Below are 22,327 nucleotides of genomic sequence, written 5' to 3'. Positions count from 1 at the left end.
ACAGCAATACGGAAAGGATTAATATGACACAACCCGTTTCAGGTATGTCCGATCGTCCCCCGGGGACCGGCGCTTCCGTCGCCGGAGAGCCCGCGCTAACCATGCAACAACGTACCGTTCTCGAGCGACTGATTACGCGCCTGATGGCGTTAACCTCGCAGCAGAACGCGGAAGTGTGGGCGGGAATCAAGCACGATCTGGGGCTCAAAGGCGATGCGCCGCTGCTGGCTTGCCACTTTAGCGCTGCCGAAAACAACCTGAATCAACGCTTAACCGTGGCGCAGCAAAACCACCATCAGCGCCAGATTCTGGCGCAGTTGAGCGAGTTGCTGAGTCAGGGGAACAACCGTCAGGCAGTGAGCGACTATATCCGCCAGCATTATGGGCAAACGACGCTGCACGCGCTGACGCAGGAGCAGTTGCAAAATGTGCTGCAGCTCCTGCAAAACGGCCAGCTGTCGATCCCTCAGCCGCAGCAGCGCCAGCCGACTCTGCGTCCGCTATTGCCCGCGGAGCACAATACGCTGAATCAGCAGGTGAGCAGGCTTGCCGCGGCGACCGGCGAACCCGGCAAACTTATCTGGCAGTCAATGCTGGAGCTGTGCGGTGTGAAAACCGGTGAACTGATTCCGGCCACCCATTTCACCCCCCTCTCCTACTGGCTGCATGCGCGGCAGACGCTGAGCGCGCAGGCCGCTCCGACGCTCACCTCGCTACAGGCGGCACTGAAGCAGCCGCTGGAAGCTCAGGAGTGGCAAAAGATCGTCGATTTTGCCCAGCACAGCTGGCACGTCACGCCGCAAACGGCGTTGAGCGCAACGCAGATTCTGACGCTACTGAATAAGGTCTTTGTGCTTCGTGTCGCCCGGGCGCAAGAAACGCTGGCTATTCCCGCGCTGCCACCGGAACCAGTTTCGCTCGCCGGGAGGCTCAAAAAGCCGGGAGTGATTGTTGTGGTGTTGATACTGCTTATCGCTCTGCTCTGGCTGGTGATGTAATTCCGCGTAGCTCGCGGTCAGACAGGGTATCGTTGGCGGTTATCTTTTTACTCAAACGCCCGCATGATGCGGGCGTTGATGTCTTGATGAGGCAATTACCACCACACCTCGGCCTGCACGCCCAGCATCAATTCATCCTTACTGTCGTCGTTGAACCGATACTGTGACAGGTCGTTATCCAGAATATTGATATAGGTTCCGTAGAAACGAATTTCCGGTCGCGAACCTAACAGACTCGGCCCGACTTTCAGCGCATGATAGAGCGTCGTTTTATATGCCGATTCTTTCAAATCTCTGCCTTGCTCCGTTTTGTTTTTCTGCGCAAACCAGCCTAACTCCACCCCGGTCTGATTCCAGGTATCCCAAATCCATGCCGGACGAATCACCGCGCGGAAGCTGTCAAAATCACTATGCGCGCCGCTTTCGTAACTGTAGATATCGTTCCCGTGCGACCAGACCAGCGCATTAGCCATAATCACGCGATCGGCCAGGTACATTTCGCCCTGTGAAATCAAACGTAAAGCGACACCGTTAGTATGATCGCCATAGTAGTAGCGCCCGTGGGCCATGGAGTTACTGGCACCGTAGAAGTTCGAGAAGCTGCTGGCATAAGAGTTATTCGCCACCTGGAGCGTAAATTCATTAAAGCCCTTACGCTCCAGCTCCTGACGGATGATCCCGGTGGCCATCCAGCTATCCTTGAGCCTAAAGTAGCTATTGTTATCCTCGTTTTTCTCCTGTTCATCATTCTTGTTTGCAAAAGCATATTTGCCCATCAACGACAGCGAGCCGTTGTTCCACAGCGGAATATTGCGGTAGCGCAGATCCAGCGAATTGGTGTTCATTTGTGTGGTCTGCGTGAAATCACGCGAATAAACATCCACATCATTGCGACTGAGAGAAGCGTCAAGCTGCCCGACGCCCAGCGCCCAGTTCTGGATCCCGACACCGGCTGCAACATCGGTGGTCAACGATTTCCAGTCAAGCATCTGGATCTCATATTCCGGCAGTTTGTGTTTACCTACCCAGAAATCAGCCTCCGGCGCAAACGGCAGGAATCCTTTGGTGGTGAGATAGATATCGCTGAACTGAAGAATATTCTCGTTATTGGTGTCGCCAAACCAGGCATCGTTATACTGCTCACCGACATTACCATCGTAGGTCACGACGGCATTGGCGGTTTTCCCATCCTGGTTATAAACCCGCTGATTTAAGGTCAGATCAAACCAGCCGCTCATTTCATTACCAAAGCGGCCCAGCGAACCCGCCGCATAGGTCTGCGACGACCCGTGATTTGAGGTGCCCCAGCCGGAACGTAGATATCCCTGATAGCTGAAACCAATATCCTCTTTGACGAATTTGCTGAGATCTTTCATGGTCACGCTCTCAACTTTCGCCTTCTTACCGTCGGTATTAATGACCGCCACCTGCTGTGTCGCTTTGACTTCTGCCGGCGCCGCCCGTTGGCTGATTTCATTATTTTCATTGGCGATATTTTCTGCCGCCGGAGAGGTCGCCGTCGGGTAACCCGCGGTGACATTTCTTTTCTCATTTTCTTTTATACTTTTTTGTAACACGGCCACTTTATCTTTATACGTCGATAATTGTGATTGCGTTTTTTGCAATTCTTTTTTATTGGCTGATAATTCTGATTCCAGCAATTCAAGACGTTGTTCAATAGTTAATTTCGCCGCTAAAACAGAGGGTGACGAAATAGCCAGAAGTACCGATAAAGACAATAAGCTAACCTTCAATTGACTTGAATACATAGAGTACCTTTCATATTTTTATAATACGCCTTCAGCCGGATGGCTGAAGGCAGAGAAAGTCAGGCAGTGAGTTCTTGTCGCAACGCAATAATTTCTTTAGCTAAATCCTGGCACAGCATCGCGGTCATTAAATGGTCCTGCGCGTGAACCAGAATAAGATTGACGGTAATTTTCCCGCAGCCTTCATCCAGACCAATCAGCGCCGTTTGTATCTTGTGCGCCTCCCGGCAGGCCATTTCTGAACTGGCCATTAGCTTCTCAGCGGTCCTCCATTCCCGGCGGCGTGAGGCGGCGATGGCCTCCATGGCATCCGAGCGGGCCTGTCCGGCATGGATAAGCAGTTCCATCACCGTGCTTTCATCAGCAAACATATTTATTTCCCCACGTCTTTTTCATTACTCAGCGGTCGCTGCGGTATTCACCTTATTCGCCGCAATAACAAACGGTAAATAGATCAGCGTTGAAACAGCAAGGCACAGAATGCCGACAAAGAGCGCTAACCAGTTACCGCCGGTACCAAAGAAGGCAATCAGCGGACCTGGCGTGGTCCACGGAACCGCGTAGGCAATCGGCGGGATAAATTCCATGCTAATAAAGAAGTAACCGATCAACGAGTTAATAAAAGGAACCAGAATAAACGGAATCACCAGAATCGGGTTCAGGACTATCGGTAAACCAAACATCACCGGTTCGTTGATATTGAACAAGCCCGGTAAGAAGGCCATTTTCGCCAGATCGCGATAATCTTTACGCCGCGAAGCGATGAAGATTGCCAGCAGCAGACCCAGCGTCATCCCCGAGCCGCCGCAGTTGGCAAACGCATCGTTGATGCCGGTCCAGGTTATCGGATAAGGCGCCCCCCATGTGGTGCCGTGTGAGGCCGCATAGGAGAGGTTTTCCAGATTCGCTTCCGAGAAGATAGTTTCACGAATCGCCGCAACGGTATTGGGACCGTGGATCCCCAGCACCCACAGGAAGTTTGCCACCAGTCCCAGAATCAGAACGGTGATAATGTTGGTGCCCATATCCTTTAGCGGGGCCTGAATCAGCGTATAGATCAGATCGTTAAGGCCGTTCGGCGAGATGCGGGTCAGCAGGTAGTTAATGATGGAAAAGGAAATCATCACAAAGAAGATCGGCAACAGCACCTTGAACGAGCGCGCCACCGCCGGCGGTACCGCTGCCGGCATCGTAATCGTCACTTTCGGGTTACGCGCTAGCCGGCAAAAGACCTCGCTGGAAATCAGCGCAACGATAATGGCCACAAACAGCCCCTGCGGCCCGAGATATTTTGTCGTCAGATAAGCCTGACCATCGATGATGGTATAAGGTGTATAGACCACAAAAAAGGCGCCAATGGCCGTTAGTCCGCACAGCAGATCGTCCTGCTGGAAGCTAATCGCGATATTGCGCGCAACGAGAAAGGTAATCAATATTGCCATAATATTGACTGAGCCATTCATCACCGGAGTAAAAATTTGCTGCGCGTCAGCAAGATTCGGAAATATTGTTCCCAAATGTAAAATGCTTGCAATAAAACCATCAGGAGACAATATTGCAAAGTTAATTAAAATAATCAGCGAACTGGCCATCACGATTGGGAAGGATAAGATAAATGCATCCCGAATCGCCGATACGTGAATCTGAGAATTTAGTTTTATAGCCACAGGGACAAGGATTTTCTCCATGCCGCGTTCAAAGGCATTCATAAAACTCATGATGAATCCTTATTTTTATCGATAATCTGCGATAGCGCCCCAGCAGTGGAGCAGAGGTATCCGGCGGCACGACGCTGATATTCAGGCGTTAACCGGGGTAATAGATAAAAAATTATTTATTGGCCAGTAAGGTGAGCGCGCCGTCTAACACGGCCGGACCATCCATTTGCCCGTAATATTTCATATCAATAACCGCAACCGGCATTTTACCGTGAGCGACCTCTTCTATTTCACTTTTCTGGAAACGAACCTGCGGCCCTAATAAAACCACATCCACTTCGTTTTTTTTGATTTTTTCTTTGGCTTCAGAAATGGCCAGCGCATTGATATTTACCGCTATCCCCACCGCCGCAGCATGCTCCTGCATGCGTTTCACTAACATACTGGTGGACATCCCGGCAGCACAAACTAACAATATATTTTTCACTTTCCTTCCTTTTCCTGTTCATCAGTCTCAATTGACGAGCACTGTAATAATTGTTAATTTTCTTATCCGCAGTTGCGATCACAGTTAGCAAGAGAAAAGTTGTTCAAAAACCAGAAAAAAAATGAACGTGTTAGCGTAAATTTAACGGCACATAACGACAACCCAATGTTTTAAAAGGGATTATTGAGGTTCAAAAGTGGTTTATAAAAATGTAGTTAATTTACTGAAAAACAAAATTAATAGCCCGCTCTATAGCATTGGCGATCTTCTGCCATCAGAAAAAGAATTAGCAGAACTTTATGATGTTTCGCGAAATACACTGCGTAAGGCGCTAAAGACTCTGGAGGAGGAGGGTTTAATCGAACGGAGACACGGTTCGGGAACCTGGATTAGAAATAAACATTTCCAGGCGTCGGTAACGCATTTAGACAGTTTTACCGAAATTGCCCGCAATGAAGGTAAAACGCCCTCTAGCCAAATTCTCAAATTTGAATTGCAAACCGCATCAGAAGAAATCGCAAAAGCTTTGCAGTTACAGCACGGTGAACCTGTATATTATGCTAAAAGATTGCGTTTTATCGATAGCATTGCGATGCAATTAGAAGAAACCTGGCTCTCGGCAACGCGCTTTCCTGACCTGACCATCGCCCATATGAAAAAGTCGAAGTTCTCGTATATCGAAAACGAATGCGGGATACGCATTGACGGTTGCTACGAATCCATAGTGCCGATACTTCCCTCTCCGGAACTGGCCACGCTGCTGCATATCAGCCCCAAAGATCCGATCATCAAAATGCAAACCCAGGCGATTGATGAGCAGCATCAGCCGATAGACTATTCCATTCTCTATACCAACATGTTTGAGTTTCAGGTGAAGTATTACCTTCCACGTAAAGCCCCCGGTCTCCCTCGCTGAAGACCGGGAATCGCGTTATCGACGTAGGGAGAACAGCGTCATGAGCATGCCCAGCACCGCGCATATTGCGCCCGCCAGAAAGACAGAAGAGTAGCCCAGCGACGTGGCAAGCAGCCCGGCAAGCGGGCCGGTGACACCGTATGAAATATCCTGAAAGGCCGCAAAGCCGCCGAGCGCGGTACCGCGAACCTGAGCCGGTACGCGTTTGACAACTTCAACGCCGAGGGACGGGAAGATGAGCGAGCAGCCGCAACCGGTCAGCGCCGCCCCGGTCAGGGCAACCCAGGCGCTCGGCGCCAGCCACAGCAGCGTCAGGCCAATGGCCTCGATCAGCAGTGACACCATCGCCACCTTTACGCCGCCAAAACGGTCCGGCATCCAGCCAAACAGAATACGCATCAGCACAAAGGCGCCGCCGAACGCGGTCAGCGTGAAGCCCGCCATCGCCCAGCCGCGGCTGGCGAAATAGAGTGAGACAAAGGTGCCAATCACGGCAAATCCCACCCCTTGCAGCCCCAGGCCGATACCCGGGCGCCAGATCATACCGACGACGCTCCATAACGATGGCCGTTCGCCCCCGTGCGCCGGAACTTTACTGACCGTACCATTGATGGCCAGCGCCAGCAGCGGTAGTCCCATCGTGACGCAGGCGAGAACCACAACGCCAAAGTGTGAGTAGATCATCAGTCCCAGCGGCGCGCCCACGGCCAATGAGCCGTACATCGCCATCCCGTTCCAGGACATGACCTTGCCTGAACGCGCAGGGCCAACCAACCCCAGTCCCCAGCTCAGGTTTCCGGTCAACAGCTGGCTTTCACCAAATCCGAGGATCAAACGCCCCAGCACCAGCAGCGCAAATTTTACCAGCACGGAAACCGGCAGTAACGCGGCCAGCAGCCACGCCGCCCCGGCTAATGCGCAGGCTAACATGCCCTGCAGCACCGAGCGCTTGGCACCATGCTGATCGGCCAGACGACCGGCATAGCCGCGGGTCAGCACCGTCGCCAGAAACTGAATGCCCACCGCTACGCCCACCATCGTGTTGCCGAAGCCCAGCTCATGGTGGACAAAGAGCGGGATCACGGGTAGCGGCAGGCCAACGGTCATATAGGTCAGAAAAACGGCAAAGGTAATACGAAATAATGGAATATTCGCTGAAGAGGTATTTGTTGTTTCAGTTGCTGCGGACATGCTTTACTCCAGTTCGCAGAGTAAGGCGAGGTAGTAGCCACGCCCCCTCCACCTGATTATCAGGGTTAAGGCGCGTTGGTTGACGTTAAACGCTTACGCATTACCGGGGTGATAATGTTTCGCAGCAGTTTGCCTGTAGAGGTCCGGCTCTGTCAAGACGACAAAAAAGGGAGCCCGCAGGCTCCCTTTTTACATATCGGTTGAATAACCAGCCGATTATGCCTTGTGTTTACGCATGACCAGCGTGGCGTTGGTGCCGCCGAAACCGAAGCTGTTGGACATCACGGTCGTCAGCGCTTGTTCGGTCGGTTTGGTGACGATGTTCAGACCCGCCGCCTGCTCATCCATCTCTTCGATGTTAATGCTTGGCGCAATAAAGCCATGTTCCAGCATCAGCAGAGAGTAGATCGCTTCCTGCACGCCCGCGGCGCCCAGGGAGTGGCCGGTCATCGCTTTGGTCGCGGAGATAGCCGGGCTGTGGTCGCCGAAGACTTCGCGAATGGCGCCCAGTTCTTTCACGTCGCCGACCGGAGTCGAGGTGCCGTGGGAGTTCAGGTAGTCAATCGGCGTGTCTACACCGGCCATCGCCTGTTTCATACAACGCACTGCGCCTTCACCAGACGGAGCAACCATGTCCGCGCCATCAGAAGTTGCGCCGTAGCCGACCACTTCCGCATAAATGTGCGCGCCGCGCGCCAGAGCATGCTCCAGCTCCTCAACCACAACCATACCGCCGCCGCCGGCGATAACAAAACCGTCGCGGTGCGTATCATAAGTGCGGGACGCTTTATCCGGCGTTTCGTTGTATTTGGTGGACAGTGCACCCATGGCGTCGAATTCACAGGCCATTTCCCAGCACAGCTCTTCGCCGCCGCCAGCAAAAACGATATCCTGTTTGCCAAGCTGAATTTGTTCAACCGCGCTGCCGATACAGTGAGCTGATGTCGCGCAAGCGGAGCTGATAGAATAGTTCACACCGTGGATTTTGAACGGCGTGGCGAGGCAAGCGGATACCGCAGAAGCCATCGCTTTGGTCACAACATAAGGACCCACTGCTTTCAGGCCGCGCGGGCTACGCATCGCATCTGCGCCAAACACCTGAGATTTAGAAGAACCGCCGGAACCGGCAATCAGACCCACGCGAGGGTTGTTTTGATAAACTTCTTCTTTCAGTCCAGCATCGGCTACAGCCTGCTGCATAGAGAGATAAGCATAGATAGAGGCATCGTTCATGAAACGGACCACTTTGCGGTCGATAAGACCTGTGGTGTCCAGTTTAACGTTACCCCACACGTGGCTGCGCATACCAGAATCTTTGAATTCTTGAGAGAAAGTGATCCCCGAGCGCCCTTCACGCAGAGATTCCAGGACTTCCTGCTGGTTGTTACCGATGCTGGAAACGATGCCCAGGCCAGTAATCACTGCACGTTTCATTCAATACCTCTGTAAGTCACACTATTTTAAGTTTCGAGTCGCACAATAGCGTACACTTGTACGCCGAACAAGTCCGATCAGCCATTTTGTGTATAAATTTGCGCCCCCCGGCACACATCGTTAAGATCGTTCTACGCCTTGAGATTCGAGTAACTTACGTGAAACAAAACGCCATACAACCTGCCAACCTGGAATTCAACGCTGAGGGTACACCTGTTTCCCGAGATTTCGATGACGTGTACTTTTCCAATGACAATGGTCTGGAAGAGACGCGCTACGTTTTCCTCGGCGGCAACCGCCTCGATGCACGCTTCCCGGTCCATCCACACCCGCTGTTTGTGGTCGCCGAGAGCGGATTCGGCACCGGTCTCAACTTCCTGACGCTTTGGCAGGCGTTTGATGTTTTTCGCCGTGATAATCCTGAAGCTACCCTGCAAAGATTACATTTCATCAGTTTCGAAAAATTTCCGCTGACCTCCGCCGATCTACGGCGGGCTCATCAGCACTGGCCGGAACTGGCGCCGTGGGCGGAACAATTGCAGGCGCAGTGGCCGCAGGCGATCGCTGGCTGCCATCGCCTGCTGCTGGATGACGGGCGCATCACGCTGGATTTGTGGTTCGGGGATATCAATACGCTGACCCACGAGCTCGATGATTCGCTGAATCAGCAGGTCGACGCCTGGTTTCTTGATGGTTTCGCCCCGGCGAAAAATCCGGATATGTGGACACCAGAGCTGTTCGGGGCAATGGCCCGCCTGGCCAGACCGGGCGGCACGCTGGCCACCTTTACCTCCGCCGGTTTTGTCCGTCGCGGCCTGCAGGAAGCGGGCTTTACCATGCAGAAACGCAAAGGGTTCGGCCGCAAACGTGAAATGCTGATCGGTGAAATGGCCCGGACGCTGAATATCCCCGCCCGCACGCCCTGGTTTGCGCGAACCGGCAGCCAGCAACGCGATGCGGCGATTATCGGCGGCGGTATCGCCAGCGCCCTGCTTGCGCTCGCGCTGCTCCGCCGCGGCTGGCAAGTCACCTTATACTGCGCCGATAACGCACCGGCTGAAGGCGCATCCGGTAACCGTCAGGGCGCGCTCTATCCTCTGCTTAGCCAGCACGATCCAGCGCTGGCCCGCTTCTTTCCGGCGGCATTTACCTTCGCCCGCCGCCTGTATGACGCCCTTCCGATCATGTTCGACCATCAGTGGTGCGGCGTCACCCAGCTTGCCTGGGACGAGAAGAGCGAACAGAAAATCGCGCAGATGCTGGCACTCGAGCTGCCGGCAGAGATTGCTGCGGCCGTCAGCGCGCAAACTGTCGCTCAGATCGCCGGCGTGGAAACCGGCTGCGGTGGCATCACCTATCCCTCCGGGGGCTGGCTCTATCCGCAGCAGCTGACGGCAGAACTTTTTGCGCTGGCGGCAACACGGGGCCTGCGCACCCGATATAACGTTAAGGTCACAACGCTTGCTGCTGACCATGACGGCTGGCAGCTCAATGCGCAGCTACGTCATGAGGTGGTCGTACTGGCAAACGGCCATCATCTGACCGACTTCCCTCAGACTGCGCGATTGCCGGCATATCCGGTGGGAGGACAGGTGAGCCATATTCCGACCACGCCTGCGCTGTCAGCTTTGCGCCAGGTATTGTGCTACGACGGCTACCTGACGCCACAAAATCCACGTTATCAGCAGCACTGCATCGGCGCCAGCTACCACCGCGGACAGACGGAGGCGACCTTTAGCGCCGATGATCAACAGCAAAACCGTCAACGACTGATCGACTGCTTCCCGCAGGCAGCATGGGCGCAGGACGTGGATACCCGTGGAAATGACGCCCGCTGCGGCGTGCGTTGCGCCACCCGGGATCACTTACCGATGGTGGGAAATGTACCGGATTATGACGCCACGTTAGCGCAGTACGCGACGCTGGCCGAACACAAAGCGCAGGCGCCGACGGCACCGGTTTACCGCAATCTGTTCGTGCTGGGGGCGCTGGGTTCGCGCGGACTATGTTCCGCCCCATTGACGGCGGAAATACTGGCGGCGCAGATGAGTCACGAACCGCTGCCGCTGGACCGAGAGACGCTGGCGGCGTTGAATCCGAATCGATTATGGGTGCGGAAGCTGCTGAAGGGAAAAGCGGTGAAATAAGCCGGGCGGCGGCGATCGCCGTCGGTTGGAGGCAAAAAGCAGCGCGACATCAGGATGATACCCGGTGTCGCGCCGCCTGGCCGCTTTTTCAGGCCAGGCGGTCAGGGGATTATTGCTTTGCCCGCTGATATAAATTATTCCACATTCCCTGCACCAGAATCTGGTCCGGCGGCGACAGTTCGCCTGCGCCGATCGCTTTCTCCAGGCTGCGCACCACCCGATCGTTGATTGCTTTCGCAGAGTGATCGTCCCCTCCTTCCAGCTCGGCTACCGCCAGCGTCAGGTGGCCGCGCAGATAGCCGCTGGCAAACAGTTCATCATCACTGGCGTGGTCTACCATTTCATCAATCAACGCCAGAATGCGTGATTCAAACTCCGCGAGCATTGTCTTTCCTCTTCTAGTGTCAAACGTGGCTTTATTGCAGGTCTTCCGGCCACGGGAATTGTTCTGCCGTCAGTGGCGGCGTCTGATAATATTCTTGTAACGCGCGGATAAACCGCGCCGGACGTTCAGGGATCCCTTGCTCCAGCAAGGTCATAACCTGGGCATGAACTCGCCGCTGAAAGGCAATGCGGTCAGGTTCGAAGTCGCCTTCCAGATTGTCACAGCTCACGTTAAACGGAAAACCTGCCGCCACGCAAAACAGCCAGTCCAGCGCCTGCGGTTTCACCTCAACATCTTCAAACTGACACTGGGTCATGGCATCACGGCCATCCGGGCAGTACCAGTAGCCGAAATCAACCTGCTCGCGACGCGCTTTGCCCGCGATGCACCAGTGAGAAATCTCATGCAGGCCGCTGGCGTAAAAACCATGGGCAAACACAATGCGGTTATACGGCACGTCGCTATCTGCCGGAAGATAGATCGGTTCGTCATCGCCTTTAATCAGACGGGTATTAAAATCATCGGCAAAGCAGCTGTCAAAGATAGCGATCAGCTGCTGATAATGGTGTTGCTGTTGCATTAATGAATTCCCAACCACTGAAGAATTTCAGTACCGTGGCTGTCATAAAGAAGTTTCGCGCTCATCACGGCGGAGACAACCACAATCATCGGACGAATCAACGATTGTCCTTTACTCAGAACCAGACGTGAACCGGCGCGAGCGCCAATAAACTGCCCCGCCATCATCACGAAACCGGTCGCCCAAATCACTTTGCCGCCAATGATAAACAGCAATAGCCCACCGACGTTAGAGGTCGCGTTCAGCACTTTGGCGTGAGCGGTTGATTTGGCGAGGTTAAACCCGGCAAGAGTGACGAAAGCCAGCGCGTAGAAAGAACCCGCGCCAGGGCCGAAGAAACCATCATAAAAACCCACGCAGCCGCCGGCGATCAGGGCAAACGGCAGGCCGTACAGCCGACGCTGACGGTCTGCTTCGCCTAATTTTGGCATCAGCAGGAAGTACAGGCCAATGCCGATCACCAGCACCGGCAGGATCTGGCGCAGAATATCGGACTGGACGTGCTGCACCAGCAGCGCACCGGCGGTTGAGCCGATAAACGTCATCAGGATATTGAGCTTCTGATCCGCCAGGTTCACCACCTTGCGGCGGATAAAATAGAGCGAAGCAGAAAGCGATCCCCCGCAGGCCTGCAGCTTGTTTGTCGCCAGCGCCTGCGCCGGAGGCAACCCTGCCGCCATCAGCGCCGGAACCGTCAGTAACCCGCCGCCGCCCGCCAGGGAGTCAATAAATCCCGCCAGAATAGCCACGAAAAAAAGCGCCACCAGTACCGTCGGCGACACCATAAACAGCTCAATAAAGCTTTCCATTACAGCACATGCTCATCCAGTAGCGCCTGGCAGGAAGGCGGCAGCGGAGGCGGCGTCTTCTTCACAGGAGAGGTTGTTCCGGGTTTTGGGGGTTCAAACCAGCTTTGTAGCTCGGCTCCGCAGCCATCGCCTGGCGGCGGTGGCGCCTGTTCTTCGCACTCCAGGCTACCCGCCGGGCAGCGCAGACGAACATGCATATGTGCGCGATGCTGGAACCATGGCCGGACTTTGCGTAGCCACCCGCGATCGTTGCCAGCATCGAGGCAGAGCTGCTGTTTGATTGCCGGGTTAACAAAGATACGCGTGACGTCGTTATCTTCTGCCGCCAGTTTAATCAGATGACTGATTTGCGGGCTCCACAGCGACGGCACCACGCGCTTGCCGTCGCGAGCCACCAGATCCAGCGCCTGCGGTTTCAGGAGCTGCGCTGAACTCCAGCGCGTCTGCGGGAGCTGAAGGAAAATATCAACATCCAGCCCGCTCTGGTGACTGGCATGACCGCCGTTAAAGCGTCCGCCCGCTGGCATCCCCATATCGCCAATCAGCAACGTCCCCATGCCCTGACTCTGCACCTGATTGCCCAGGCGCTGAATAAACTGGATCAGGTCCGGATGGCCGAAGTAGCGGCGCTGGTCGGTGCGCATGACCTGGTAACTGGTCGCGCTCAGCGGCAGCGCCTGCGCGCCGACAATACAGCCGTTGGCAAATGCGCCAATTGACTGCGCGCTGCCGCTAATCGGCTGGGTGATTTTTTGCCACGGCGTCGCCGCAAGGCAGGCAGAGCTGGCGACCAGCGCCAGCAGAGCGATAACGGTTTTTTTCATCGATTACCAGCGTGGAATTGATGTCGTCACGTCGCCATTTTGCGCGCGTTGACGCATAAAGTGATCCATTAGCACGATCGCCAGCATGGCTTCCGCGATCGGCACCGCACGGATGCCCACGCAAGGATCGTGGCGCCCTTTGGTGATCATCTCGACTTCTTCACCGTGACGGTTAATCGTATGACCCGGTACGGTGATGCTGGAGGTCGGCTTCAGCGCGATATTCGCGACGATCTGCTGACCGCTGCTGATACCGCCAAGAATGCCGCCCGCATGGTTGCTCTGGAAACCGTTTTTGGTGATTTCATCGCGATTTTGGCTGCCGCGCAGTTTCACTACCTCAAAACCATCGCCAATTTCCACGCCCTTCACCGCATTGATGCTCATCAGCGCATGGGCAATGTCGGCATCCAGACGGTCGAATACCGGCTCACCGAGCCCCGGAGGCACGCCGTCCGCGACCACGGTCACTTTAGCTCCGATGGAGTCGCCCTCTTTTTTCAGGCCGCGCATCAGTTCATCAAGCGCTTCAATTTTATCCGGATCCGGACAGAAGAACGGGTTTTGTTCAACCTGTTCCCAGTCTTTGATCGCCAGAGGAATATCGCCCATCTGGGTCAAACAGCCGCGGATAACAATGCCGAATTTTTGCGCGAGGTATTTCTTGGCAATCGCGCCAGCCGCCACCCGCATCGCGGTTTCACGCGCTGAGGAACGTCCGCCGCCGCGATAATCGCGCAGGCCGTATTTCTGCTCGTAGGTATAGTCAGCGTGCCCAGGACGGAAAACGTCTTTAATCGCGCCGTAATCCTGAGAACGCTGATCGGTATTCTCAATCAGCAGACCAATGCTGGTCCCGGTCGTCACGCCTTCGAAGACGCCGGAAAGGATCTTCACCTGATCCGGTTCACGGCGCTGCGTGGTGTAGCGCGAGGTACCCGGACGACGACGATCCAGATCGTGCTGCAGATCGGCTTCCGTCAGCGGAATGCCCGGCGGCACTCCGTCAACAATGCAGCCCAGCGCCAGACCGTGCGACTCGCCGAAGGTAGTGACGCGAAAGAGTTGTCCAATTGTGTTTCCTGCCATCACGGCTCCGTCATGTTTGCGTGTTGTTTTTAGTCTTTATAAATGCCGAAATGCGCGCGGGCGGCGATCAGCTGTGGTTTGGTCAGCATGAACACGCCGTCCCCGCCATTTTCAAACTCAAGCCAGGTAAACGGCACGTCCGGATACTGCTCAATCAGATGTACCATGCTGTTACCGACTTCACAAATCAGAATACCGTCGTCGCTGAGATAATCCGGCGCATTACCGAGGATACGGCGCGTCAGCTTCAGACCATCGCTGCCGGAAGCCAGACCCAGTACCGGCTCATGACGATATTCGCCCGGCAGATCGGACATATCTTCTTCGTCAACGTACGGCGGGTTGGTGACGATAAGGTCGTACTGCACTTTCGGCAGATCGCGGAACAGATCGGAACGAATCGGCGTGACCTGATGGATCAGGCCGTGCGCTTCAACGTTCTGCTCGGCAACGGCCAGCGCGTCAACGGAGATATCCACCGCGTCCACTTCCGCTTCCGGGAAAGAGTAAGCGCAGGCGATCGCAATACAGCCGCTGCCGGTGCACATATCCAGAATGTGCTGCGGTTGATGGTCAATCAGGCCGGCGAAGTGATTATTGATAAGCTCACCGATCGGAGAACGCGGCACCAGCACACGTTCGTCCACGAAAAATTCATGGCCGCAGAACCAGGCTTTATTGGTCAAATAGGCAACCGGAATACGTTCGTTGATCCGGCGAATCACGCGCTCAACGATGCGGTGTTTTTCGCTGGAAGTCAGACGCGCGGAGTGCATATCCTCCGGAATATCCAGCGGCAGGTAGAGCGATGGCAATACCAACTGCAGCGCCTCATCCCACGGGTTGTCCGTGCCATGGCCGTACCAGATATTCGCCGCGCTGAAACGACTGACCGCCCAACGCAGCATGTCCTGAATGGTATGCAGCTCATTGACCGCTTCATCAACAAAAATTTTATCCACGCCATCCTCCAGGACACGCTCTACTGTAAATTCGGCGGCTAGTTTGCCACGAAGACGGCGATAAATCAGCATTCTTACGTCAGGCGGACGGGGAAAAATACGTTTTGCTTGCCTGAATACAGGCCGAGTCGGGTAAACTAGCGAAAAGAAATGATGAGAGTGGGCAATGAAAAAGAAAACATCGCTAAGCGACGAGGATCAGGCGTTGTTCCGCCAGTTAATGACCGGCACGCGTCAGATTAAGCAAGACACCATCGTGCATCGCCCGCTGCGCAAGAAAATCACCGAGGTACCGCCAAAACGCTTACTTCAGGAGCAGGCCGATAACAGCCACTATTTTTCCGATGAATTTCAGCCGCTGCTGAATACCGAAGGGGCGGTCAAATATGTCCGTCCGGACGTGAGCCATTTTGAACTGAAAAAACTGCGCCGCGGGGATTATTCGCCGGAGCTGTTTCTCGATCTGCACGGGTTGACCCAGCAGCAGGCTAAGCAGGAGCTGGGGGCGCTGATCGCCGCCTGTCGTCGCGAACATGTCTTTTGCGCCTGCGTGATGCACGGGCACGGCAAACACATCCTCAAGCAGCAAACGCCGCTCTGGCTTGCGCAACATCCGCACATCATGGCTTTTCATCAGGCGCCAAAAGAGTACGGCGGAGACGCCGCACTGCTGGTGCTGATTGAAGTTGAAGAGTGGCAGCCGCCGGAGCTTCCGTAATACGGATGCTCCAGGGGGAGTCAGATAGCCTTCGCCATCTTCAGATTGCAGGGGCTCATCTGCCAGTTGAACTCGCCCTTGCCATCGGCATCAAGGGTGACACAGGCAATAGCCGAAGTGGTGAACATCGGGGGAGTTTCTCCCGGGCACAGCTCTGAGACGAGGTACCCCACCAGCGGCAGGTGCGAAACCACCAGCACCGTTGAAACACCTTCATTGGCCAGCGTCTGAAGCCAGGCGCTGACCATGCCAACATCGCCACACGGCGTGAGCTCCGGCATCACGTCGACATTTTCAGGCAGGTCCATGCACTCTCTTACCACATCCAACGTCTGTTCAGCACGCAGGTAAGGACTGACAAGAACCCGTTCAATATCCACTTTTTGACCTTTCAGCCAGGTTGCCATCTGACGGGACTCGTCACAACCACAAACGGTTAAGGGACGAACCGAGTCACTGGCTGCATCGAGGGCAGCGTCGCCGTGACGCATGATAAAAACTTGCATATTGCACCGCTTTTGTTAACCAGAAGCACCGCAGTCTTACCTGCGTAGATAGCACGCAGTCGACCCGGTGGCCGGGCATTGTGCCTGATTCATCCAACGAATGAAACGCTGTTTTTTACCTCAATGGCGTAAGTATAGTCAATGATCGTTTACAAAACAGCCAACCAACAGCGTCATTCATCGCCGGATTTATCTTCTTTGACCAGAACTTAGGTCGTCCGTTCAGCAGCGGGCCAAAAGGTTGCCCCCTGCCCGGCCATGCGCAATAAATTTTCGCATGGGGTAAACCGTGGGCCGTACTGAGCGGCCAGACGTTGCAAGATGGCAACAACTTCACTCGCCCCGAGTTGATCCATATAACGGAACGGGCCGCCAAGAAACGGCGGGAAGCCAATACCGAACACCGCGCCAATGTCGCCATCGCGGGCACCGCGGATGACCTGCTCATCGAAGCAGCGCGCGGCTTCGTTAAGCATCATCATGACGCAACGCTCAGCTATCTGCCGGGCGGATAAGCGCGCCTGCGGAGCAGAAACGCCCAGCAGCGAATAGACCGCAGCATCGGGTCGTTTTTTGCTTGTACGCCCTTTTGGCTCATAAAGATAGAAACCGCGGTTATTTTTTCTCCCTTTGCGATCGTCATTCAAGATCGCATCAATGATGTTTGCAGGCGGGCTAAAACGTTCTCCCCACGCGGCTTCCAGAACCGGCAGAATTTTGGTCCCGGTATCAATTCCGACCTCATCCAGCAGCTGAATCGGCCCCACCGGAAAGCCGAATTTCACCAATGACTTATCGATATGATCAATGGGCTCACCTTCCATGAGTAAGCGCATCGCTTCGTTGATGTAGGGCGCCAGAATACGGTTGACGTAGAAACCCGCTTTATCAGCCACAACGATCGGCGTTTTGCCCTGCATTTTGGCCAGCTTGACTACCGTCGCAATCGTCTGCGGATCGGTATGCTGATGGGGGATCACTTCAACCAGCGGCATTTTCTCGACCGGGCTGAAGAAATGCAGGCCAATCACCTGCCCCGGTCGGCTGGCCTGCGCCGCAATGTCGCCGATGGGCAGCGAAGAGGTATTGGAGGCAAAGATCGTCTGCGGGCTGCAGTGTGCTTCGATCTCAGCCACCATCCGCTGTTTAAGAGCTAAATCCTCGAAGACAGCCTCGACAACCACATCGCAATGGGCGAAGCCCTGATAATCCGTGGTGCCGGAAATCAGCGCCAGCTGACGATCCCGTTCGCTGGCGCGCAGATAGCGGCGACGCACCTGCTTGTCCAGCAGTTCCCAGCTGTATTTCAGCGCATGGTTAATTCCCCGTGCCTGAATATCTTTGATACGCACCGCAAGCCCGCCTTTGCAGGCGGTAACATACGCAATCCCGCCGCCCATCAGACCGCCACCGAGAATGCCGATGCGATTCAGTGGCCCGGCCTGCGCATCGGCGCCGCGATCTTTCTTCAAATCCGTGCTGGCAAAGAATATCGATCGCAATGCCTGAGACTGCGCAGTCATCGCCAGCTCACCGAAGGCACGCGCTTCCTCGGCATAGCCGCTGCTACAGCCGTGAGCTAATCCATTTTCAATCACCTGCAGAATGCGCTCGGCGGCAGGATAGTTGCCCTGGGTTTTCTGTCGGGTCTTTTTCCCCACCAGCCGAAACAGCAGATTACGGCCCAGCGGTCCGGCAAGCACCCGTTCGCGGATCGGCATACTGCGGCTCGCCGGCCGTCCTTTCAGCGCCAGCTCAACCGCCGTCTGCAGCAGAATCGATTGCGGAACCACCTCATCCACCAGGCCCGCTTTTAACGCCTGACGCGCGCGAAGCTGCTTGCCGGTCAGAATCATCTCCAGGGCGCTGCTGACACCGATCAGGCGGGGTAATCTCTGAGTGCCGCCGGAGCCAGGCAGCAGCCCCAGCTGGACCTCAGGCAGACCCAGACGCGTTTTCTCGTCATCGCTGCATACCCGTCCATGGCAGGCCAGCGCCAGCTCAAGGCCGCCGCCCAGGCAGGCGCCGTGGATGGCGGCGATCACCGGAATCGCTAACCCATGGATCTCCGCCATAATTTGTTGCCCCTGGCGGGCGAGCGCTTCCGCTTCCTGAGCGCTGGCGCAGCGGGCAATCATATTGATATCCGCGCCGGCGATAAAATTGTCCGGTTTTGCGGAAATCAGCACGACGCCGCGCAGAGATTTATTATCACGAATCTGGCGAACGATCGCCCGCACCTGCTGGCCAAATTCGGCCTTCAGGGTATTCATCTTTTCACCGGGCGAATCGATAGTGATGACGCCGACGTTATCCGGGCGAATATCGAGGGTAAATGCCGATGCCATGTCCATTATTCCACCTCCAGAATCATCGCCGCGCCGAGTCCACCCGCCGCACAGGCGGTAACCAGGCCAAATCCGCCCCCCCTGCGCCGCAGCTCATGCAGCGTCTGGGTAATCATCCTCGCGCCGGTGGCAGCAAAAGGATGCCCGTAAGCAATTGAACCACCGAGGACATTGAATTTACTTTCGTCGACTTCCCCGGTCGCCTGCGAGCGTCCAAGCACCTCGCGGGCAAAGCGGTCGCTGGCCAGGCACTGAAGATTCGCCAGCGTCTGCGCGGCAAAAGCCTCATGCATATCGATAAGCGTTAAATCAGCCAGGCTCAGTCCCGCCCTTTCCAGAGCCAGCGGCGTTGACCACGCCGGCCCCAGCAGCATATCCTGGCGGACATCGATGGCGGTAAAGGCATAGCTGCGCAGGTAGCCAAGCGGGGTTAAGCCCAGCGCTTTGGCCTGAGACTCGGTCATCATGATCACCGCCGCGGCACCGTCGGTTAGCGGCGTACTGTTTGCCGCAGTGACCGTGCCATGCTTGCGGTCAAAAGCCGGACGTAACTTTTGGTAATCAGCCAGGGTTGAATTTTTACGAATATTGTTGTCGTTTTCCAGCGGTTCACGGAACGGCGGCACATACGCGGTCATCACCTCAGAGGCCAGTTTCCCCTCTTCCCAGGCTTTCGCCGCCAGCTGGTGCGAACGGTGCGCCAGCGCGTCCTGCTGTTCGCGGGTGATACCCCATGTTTTTGCCATTTGCTCTGCGGTATCCCCCATCCGCAGCCCGGTCGAATACTCGGCCACCGCAGGCGGTACCGGTAAAAGATCGCGAAGGCGTAAACGGGAGAAGAGCTTCAGACGCTGCCCGAGAGTGCGCGCTTTATTGGCATCCACCAGCGTACGGGCCAGCTTTTTACTGACGCCGATCGGCAGAACGGATGAAGAGTCGGCGCCGCCGGCAATACCTGCGCGGATCGTTCCCGCCATCAGGCTCTCCGCGACGTTGGCAACCGCCTGAAAACTGGTGGCGCAGGCGCGACTTACGCTGTAGGCATCGGTGTGTACGCTCATGCCGGTGCCAAGCACAATTTCGCGCGCAATATTTGGCGCTTCGGGCATCTGCACCACCTGGCCAAATACCAGCTGCTCAATCATTTCCGGGGGAATATCGCTACGAGCCAGCATTTCGCTGATAACCATTTTTCCCAAATCAACGGCGGGAACACCGTGAAATACCGTGGCCTGGCGGGCAAACGGCGTACGTAAACCGCTGACAATGGCAATGCGATCGCCTTGACGGGTGACAAGCGGTAATGGCTGACTCATGACTTTCCCCTGTTAACCGATAAAACCAAGTGGTCTGACCTGATAACAGTTTTAACTAATTTTTTACATTAAGCCAATCGGCGAAGAGAAAAAGTGGGAGCCAAAACACATACAAAGCAGGAGATAACGCCCCTGACGGGAGGGGCGTTGAGGAGAAATTAACGCAGACCAAGCTGGAAAATCAGCGTTTCGGCTTCACAGCAGAAGACAAAATCGATATCCATCTGCACTCCGCCTTCAACGTCGGTAAAAGTCGGGGTAATTTTGCACGGTTCAGATTCCACACCCCGTGCTTTCTCAGTCAATGCGGCGAGAGTTTGTTCCGCTTCGGCGCGATTGGCAAAAACCCGGCTGTAAGAGGCGGTGCAATCGGTGTTGTCCATAATGGTGCCAACATCCATACAGCAGCAAACCGGGGTTTCATCAGCACTACATTTACTCATCGTAGATTTCCTCTGTATATGCACTCAAGGTGCCAGACAAATAATGAGGTTATTTTACGCGCGGCGCCTCCCGGCCTCCAGTCGTTAATGGCGACAAAAGTCCTAAGTGACCGAAATCACACTTAAAAATGATCCAAAACAAAAAATGCCCTGTTTAGATAATGCGAACGAGGCCAATTTTGCTAACTGGATCGCTTTTTTCGTATCACAACTGAAAAATCTCATAAACAAACTTGCAACATCTCATCTGGTCAGACCTATACTCAGCGCACTGGTCTGATTTCTCTGTCGTAAAGCAGACCCTACACTTCGCGCTTCTGTTACGGCATGTAACATAGTTTAAATAAAAATAACTCAATGAGGTTATGGGCATGAGCCAGAAAACCCGCTTTACCCAATCTGCCCTCGCAGTGGCTGTAGCACTTGTTTCAACACAGGCCTGGTCAGCAGGCTTTCAGTTAAATGAATTCTCTTCATCAGGTCTGGGCCGCGCCTATTCCGGTGAAGGTGCAATTGCTGACGACGCGGGCAATGCCAGCCGTAACCCAGCATTGATTATGATGTTCGATCGCCCGACGATGTCTGCGGGCGCGGTCTTTGTCGACCCTAACGTCAATATTTCCGGCCAGTCTCCAACAGGCAAAAGCCTGAACGCCGATAATATTGCGCCAACCGCATGGGTGCCTAACTTCCACTTTGTATCGCCGATTAACGATCAATTTGGTTGGGGGGCCTCTATCACCTCTAACTATGGTCTGGCGACCGAGTACGCCGATGATTATGCCGCCGGCAGCATGGGCGGAAAAACGGACCTGACCACCGCCAACTTCAACCTGAGCGGCGCCTATCGCCTGGACAGCCACTGGAGCTTTGGCTTAGGGTTTGATGCGGTGTATGCGAAAGCGAAGATTGAGCGCTATGCAGGCGATTTGGGGCAAATCGTTGCGGGCTCTGGCGCACTGCCGCCGCAGCTGGCCGGCCCGGTATCGAAAATTCCTGCCGATACGCAAATTGCTCACCTCAACGGTAACGCGTGGGGCTTTGGCTGGAACGCCGGTATTCTTTATGAACTGGATAAGAATAACCGCTATGGCTTCACCTATCGTTCTGAAGTGAAAATCGACTTTGACGGTAATTACAAAAGCAGCTTACCTTCCGCGTACAACCAGATCCTCGGTAACTTCGGGCTTCCGGCGGGCACCAACGGTCAAACTACCGATGGTTCTCTGACGCTGAACCTGCCTGAAATGTGGGAGCTGTCCGGCTATAACCGCGTTGCACCGCAGTGGGCGGTCCACTATAGCCTGACCTACACCAGCTGGAGTCAGTTCCAGGAGCTGAAAGCAACGGGTAGCAACGGTGAGACGCTGTTCTATAAAGATGAAAGCTTTAAAGACGCCTACCGTATTGCTCTGGGTACCACCTATTACTATGACGATAACTGGACCTTCCGTACCGGTATCGCCTTTGATGATAGCCCGGTCCCTGCAAGCACCCGTTCTATCTCCATCCCGGATCAGGATCGTCTGTGGCTGAGCGCAGGTACCACCTATGCCTTCAACAAAGATGCTTCGGTTGACGTGGGTGTTTCATACATGCACGGTCAGCACGTAGAAATTAAAGAAGGTCCTTATACCTTCCGCTCTGAAGGTACCGCCTGGCTGTACGGCGCGAACTTCAACTACCGCTTCTGATCGGTCTGGCAGCATAAAAAAAGGGTGAACGCGAGTTCACCCTTTTTTATTGT

The 22,327-nt window shown here is 55.0% G+C and carries 21 protein-coding genes; 5 read left to right on the top strand and 16 right to left on the bottom strand.

The annotated features are described in order from the left end of the window. Positions 1-23 precede the first annotated feature (23 nt). Entirely contained in the window at positions 24-998 is a 975-nt protein-coding gene (gene flk / locus BV390_RS06365) for a flagella biosynthesis regulator Flk (protein WP_064794181.1), read from the top strand. A gap of 95 nt (positions 999-1,093) precedes the next feature. Here the strand turns inward: flk and BV390_RS06360 are convergent, their stop codons facing one another. The 4 genes from BV390_RS06360 to BV390_RS06345 all read right to left on the bottom strand — a co-directional run bounded on the left by BV390_RS06360 (position 1,094) and on the right by BV390_RS06345 (position 4,912). Next, positions 1,094-2,767 carry a carbohydrate porin gene (locus BV390_RS06360; protein ID WP_085396729.1) on the bottom strand — a complete coding sequence of 558 codons (1,674 nt, stop codon included), beginning with the start codon at positions 2,765-2,767 and terminating at the stop codon, positions 1,094-1,096. 59 nt (positions 2,768-2,826) lie between these two features. Further along, positions 2,827-3,138 carry a PTS lactose/cellobiose transporter subunit IIA gene (locus BV390_RS06355; protein ID WP_046852005.1) on the bottom strand — a complete coding sequence of 104 codons (312 nt, stop codon included), beginning with the start codon at positions 3,136-3,138 and terminating at the stop codon, positions 2,827-2,829. A 24-nt stretch (positions 3,139-3,162) separates the two neighbouring features. Continuing rightward, entirely contained in the window at positions 3,163-4,485 is a 1,323-nt protein-coding gene (locus tag BV390_RS06350; RefSeq protein ID WP_085396728.1) for a PTS sugar transporter subunit IIC, read from the bottom strand. Between the two features lie 112 nt (positions 4,486-4,597). Continuing rightward, complete coding sequence (locus tag BV390_RS06345; protein WP_085396727.1) at positions 4,598-4,912, bottom strand: PTS sugar transporter subunit IIB; 315 nt, start codon at positions 4,910-4,912, stop codon at positions 4,598-4,600. Positions 4,913-5,108: 196 nt separating this feature from the next. On the opposite strand from BV390_RS06345, the gene BV390_RS06340 reads away from it, so the two are divergent. Continuing rightward, a complete protein-coding gene (locus BV390_RS06340; protein WP_032686630.1) occupies positions 5,109-5,828 on the top strand; it encodes a GntR family transcriptional regulator in 720 nt (239 codons plus the stop codon). 15 nt (positions 5,829-5,843) lie between these two features. Here BV390_RS06340 and BV390_RS06335 read toward each other — a convergent pair whose 3' ends face one another. Beyond that, a complete protein-coding gene (locus tag BV390_RS06335) occupies positions 5,844-7,019 on the bottom strand; it encodes an MFS transporter (protein ID WP_049265688.1) in 1,176 nt (391 codons plus the stop codon). A gap of 216 nt (positions 7,020-7,235) precedes the next feature. After that, positions 7,236-8,453 (bottom strand): beta-ketoacyl-ACP synthase I, encoded by a 1,218-nt coding sequence (gene fabB, locus BV390_RS06330; protein ID WP_032686628.1) that lies wholly within the window; start codon positions 8,451-8,453, stop codon positions 7,236-7,238. A gap of 158 nt (positions 8,454-8,611) precedes the next feature. Between fabB and mnmC the strand changes: the two genes are divergently transcribed. Then, positions 8,612-10,600: a bifunctional tRNA (5-methylaminomethyl-2-thiouridine)(34)-methyltransferase MnmC2/FAD-dependent 5-carboxymethylaminomethyl-2-thiouridine(34) oxidoreductase MnmC1 gene (gene mnmC, locus BV390_RS06325; RefSeq protein WP_064384686.1), complete on the top strand. Its 1,989-nt coding sequence runs from the start codon at positions 8,612-8,614 to the stop codon at positions 10,598-10,600. A gap of 109 nt (positions 10,601-10,709) precedes the next feature. Here the strand turns inward: mnmC and BV390_RS06320 are convergent, their stop codons facing one another. From BV390_RS06320 to prmB, 6 genes are read right to left on the bottom strand one after another with little or no spacing between them, the layout of a single operon-like run. Then, positions 10,710-10,985, bottom strand: coding sequence for a YfcL family protein (locus BV390_RS06320; protein ID WP_032686625.1), 276 nt, complete (start codon positions 10,983-10,985; stop codon positions 10,710-10,712). Between the two features lie 31 nt (positions 10,986-11,016). Continuing rightward, positions 11,017-11,565 (bottom strand): elongation factor P hydroxylase, encoded by a 549-nt coding sequence (locus BV390_RS06315; protein ID WP_032695490.1) that lies wholly within the window; start codon positions 11,563-11,565, stop codon positions 11,017-11,019. Beyond that, positions 11,565-12,374, bottom strand: coding sequence for a sulfite exporter TauE/SafE family protein (locus BV390_RS06310; protein ID WP_085396726.1), 810 nt, complete (start codon positions 12,372-12,374; stop codon positions 11,565-11,567). Before BV390_RS06310 ends, BV390_RS06315 begins: the two co-directional genes overlap by 1 nt. Further along, positions 12,374-13,198: a penicillin-insensitive murein endopeptidase gene (gene mepA / locus BV390_RS06305; RefSeq protein ID WP_004865256.1), complete on the bottom strand. Its 825-nt coding sequence runs from the start codon at positions 13,196-13,198 to the stop codon at positions 12,374-12,376. Before mepA ends, BV390_RS06310 begins: the two co-directional genes overlap by 1 nt. A 3-nt stretch (positions 13,199-13,201) precedes the next feature. Next, the gene (gene aroC / locus BV390_RS06300; protein ID WP_032686621.1) at positions 13,202-14,287 is read right to left on the bottom strand and encodes a chorismate synthase; all 1,086 of its coding nucleotides are present in this window, start codon (positions 14,285-14,287) and stop codon (positions 13,202-13,204) included. A 29-nt stretch (positions 14,288-14,316) separates the two neighbouring features. Then, positions 14,317-15,249: a 50S ribosomal protein L3 N(5)-glutamine methyltransferase gene (prmB, locus tag BV390_RS06295; RefSeq protein ID WP_015583759.1), complete on the bottom strand. Its 933-nt coding sequence runs from the start codon at positions 15,247-15,249 to the stop codon at positions 14,317-14,319. Positions 15,250-15,415: 166 nt separating this feature from the next. Here prmB and smrB point away from each other — a divergent pair, with 166 nt between their 5' ends. Beyond that, positions 15,416-15,967, top strand: a complete 552-nt coding sequence (gene smrB, locus BV390_RS06290; protein WP_015583758.1) for an endonuclease SmrB — start codon at positions 15,416-15,418, stop codon at positions 15,965-15,967. A gap of 20 nt (positions 15,968-15,987) precedes the next feature. Here smrB and sixA read toward each other — a convergent pair whose 3' ends face one another. The 4 genes from sixA to BV390_RS06270 form a co-directional block, all read right to left on the bottom strand. Beyond that, the gene (gene sixA / locus BV390_RS06285; RefSeq protein WP_032699066.1) at positions 15,988-16,473 is read right to left on the bottom strand and encodes a phosphohistidine phosphatase SixA; all 486 of its coding nucleotides are present in this window, start codon (positions 16,471-16,473) and stop codon (positions 15,988-15,990) included. Between the two features lie 209 nt (positions 16,474-16,682). After that, entirely contained in the window at positions 16,683-18,827 is a 2,145-nt protein-coding gene (gene fadJ, locus BV390_RS06280; RefSeq protein WP_085396725.1) for a fatty acid oxidation complex subunit alpha FadJ, read from the bottom strand. Continuing rightward, positions 18,827-20,137 carry an acetyl-CoA C-acyltransferase FadI gene (fadI, locus tag BV390_RS06275; RefSeq protein WP_032686615.1) on the bottom strand — a complete coding sequence of 437 codons (1,311 nt, stop codon included), beginning with the start codon at positions 20,135-20,137 and terminating at the stop codon, positions 18,827-18,829. The genes fadJ and fadI overlap by 1 nt, the downstream gene beginning before the upstream one ends. 158 nt (positions 20,138-20,295) lie before the next feature. Then, positions 20,296-20,580, bottom strand: coding sequence for a YfcZ/YiiS family protein (locus tag BV390_RS06270; protein ID WP_032686614.1), 285 nt, complete (start codon positions 20,578-20,580; stop codon positions 20,296-20,298). 371 nt (positions 20,581-20,951) lie between these two features. Here BV390_RS06270 and fadL point away from each other — a divergent pair, with 371 nt between their 5' ends. Continuing rightward, the gene (gene fadL / locus BV390_RS06265; RefSeq protein WP_032686613.1) at positions 20,952-22,274 is read left to right on the top strand and encodes a long-chain fatty acid transporter FadL; all 1,323 of its coding nucleotides are present in this window, start codon (positions 20,952-20,954) and stop codon (positions 22,272-22,274) included. The last annotated feature ends 53 nt before the right edge of the window (positions 22,275-22,327 follow it).

Origin of the sequence: Klebsiella sp. YJ (assembly GCF_002108615.1) — a bacterium.
In the GTDB taxonomy this organism is placed as follows: Bacteria; Pseudomonadota; Gammaproteobacteria; order Enterobacterales; family Enterobacteriaceae; genus Klebsiella; species Klebsiella planticola.
This window is presented reverse-complemented; position numbering and strand designations above follow the sequence as displayed.

Coding starts and splice junctions, on each gene's coding strand:
- BV390_RS06350 (WP_085396728.1), bottom strand. CDS start 4,485: ATGAGTTTTATGAATGCCTTTGAACGCGGCATGGAGAAAATCCTTGTC.
- BV390_RS06315 (WP_032695490.1), bottom strand. CDS start 11,565: ATGCAACAGCAACACCATTATCAGCAGCTGATCGCTATCTTTGACAGC.
- flk (WP_064794181.1), top strand. CDS start 24: ATGACACAACCCGTTTCAGGTATGTCCGATCGTCCCCCGGGGACCGGC.
- BV390_RS06270 (WP_032686614.1), bottom strand. CDS start 20,580: ATGAGTAAATGTAGTGCTGATGAAACCCCGGTTTGCTGCTGTATGGAT.
- BV390_RS06320 (WP_032686625.1), bottom strand. CDS start 10,985: ATGCTCGCGGAGTTTGAATCACGCATTCTGGCGTTGATTGATGAAATG.
- fadJ (WP_085396725.1), bottom strand. CDS start 18,827: ATGGACATGGCATCGGCATTTACCCTCGATATTCGCCCGGATAACGTC.
- BV390_RS06310 (WP_085396726.1), bottom strand. CDS start 12,374: ATGGAAAGCTTTATTGAGCTGTTTATGGTGTCGCCGACGGTACTGGTG.
- fabB (WP_032686628.1), bottom strand. CDS start 8,453: ATGAAACGTGCAGTGATTACTGGCCTGGGCATCGTTTCCAGCATCGGT.
- fadI (WP_032686615.1), bottom strand. CDS start 20,137: ATGAGTCAGCCATTACCGCTTGTCACCCGTCAAGGCGATCGCATTGCC.
- BV390_RS06360 (WP_085396729.1), bottom strand. CDS start 2,767: ATGTATTCAAGTCAATTGAAGGTTAGCTTATTGTCTTTATCGGTACTT.
- aroC (WP_032686621.1), bottom strand. CDS start 14,287: ATGGCAGGAAACACAATTGGACAACTCTTTCGCGTCACTACCTTCGGC.
- mepA (WP_004865256.1), bottom strand. CDS start 13,198: ATGAAAAAAACCGTTATCGCTCTGCTGGCGCTGGTCGCCAGCTCTGCC.
- smrB (WP_015583758.1), top strand. CDS start 15,416: ATGAAAAAGAAAACATCGCTAAGCGACGAGGATCAGGCGTTGTTCCGC.
- BV390_RS06355 (WP_046852005.1), bottom strand. CDS start 3,138: ATGTTTGCTGATGAAAGCACGGTGATGGAACTGCTTATCCATGCCGGA.
- fadL (WP_032686613.1), top strand. CDS start 20,952: ATGAGCCAGAAAACCCGCTTTACCCAATCTGCCCTCGCAGTGGCTGTA.
- sixA (WP_032699066.1), bottom strand. CDS start 16,473: ATGCAAGTTTTTATCATGCGTCACGGCGACGCTGCCCTCGATGCAGCC.
- BV390_RS06335 (WP_049265688.1), bottom strand. CDS start 7,019: ATGTCCGCAGCAACTGAAACAACAAATACCTCTTCAGCGAATATTCCA.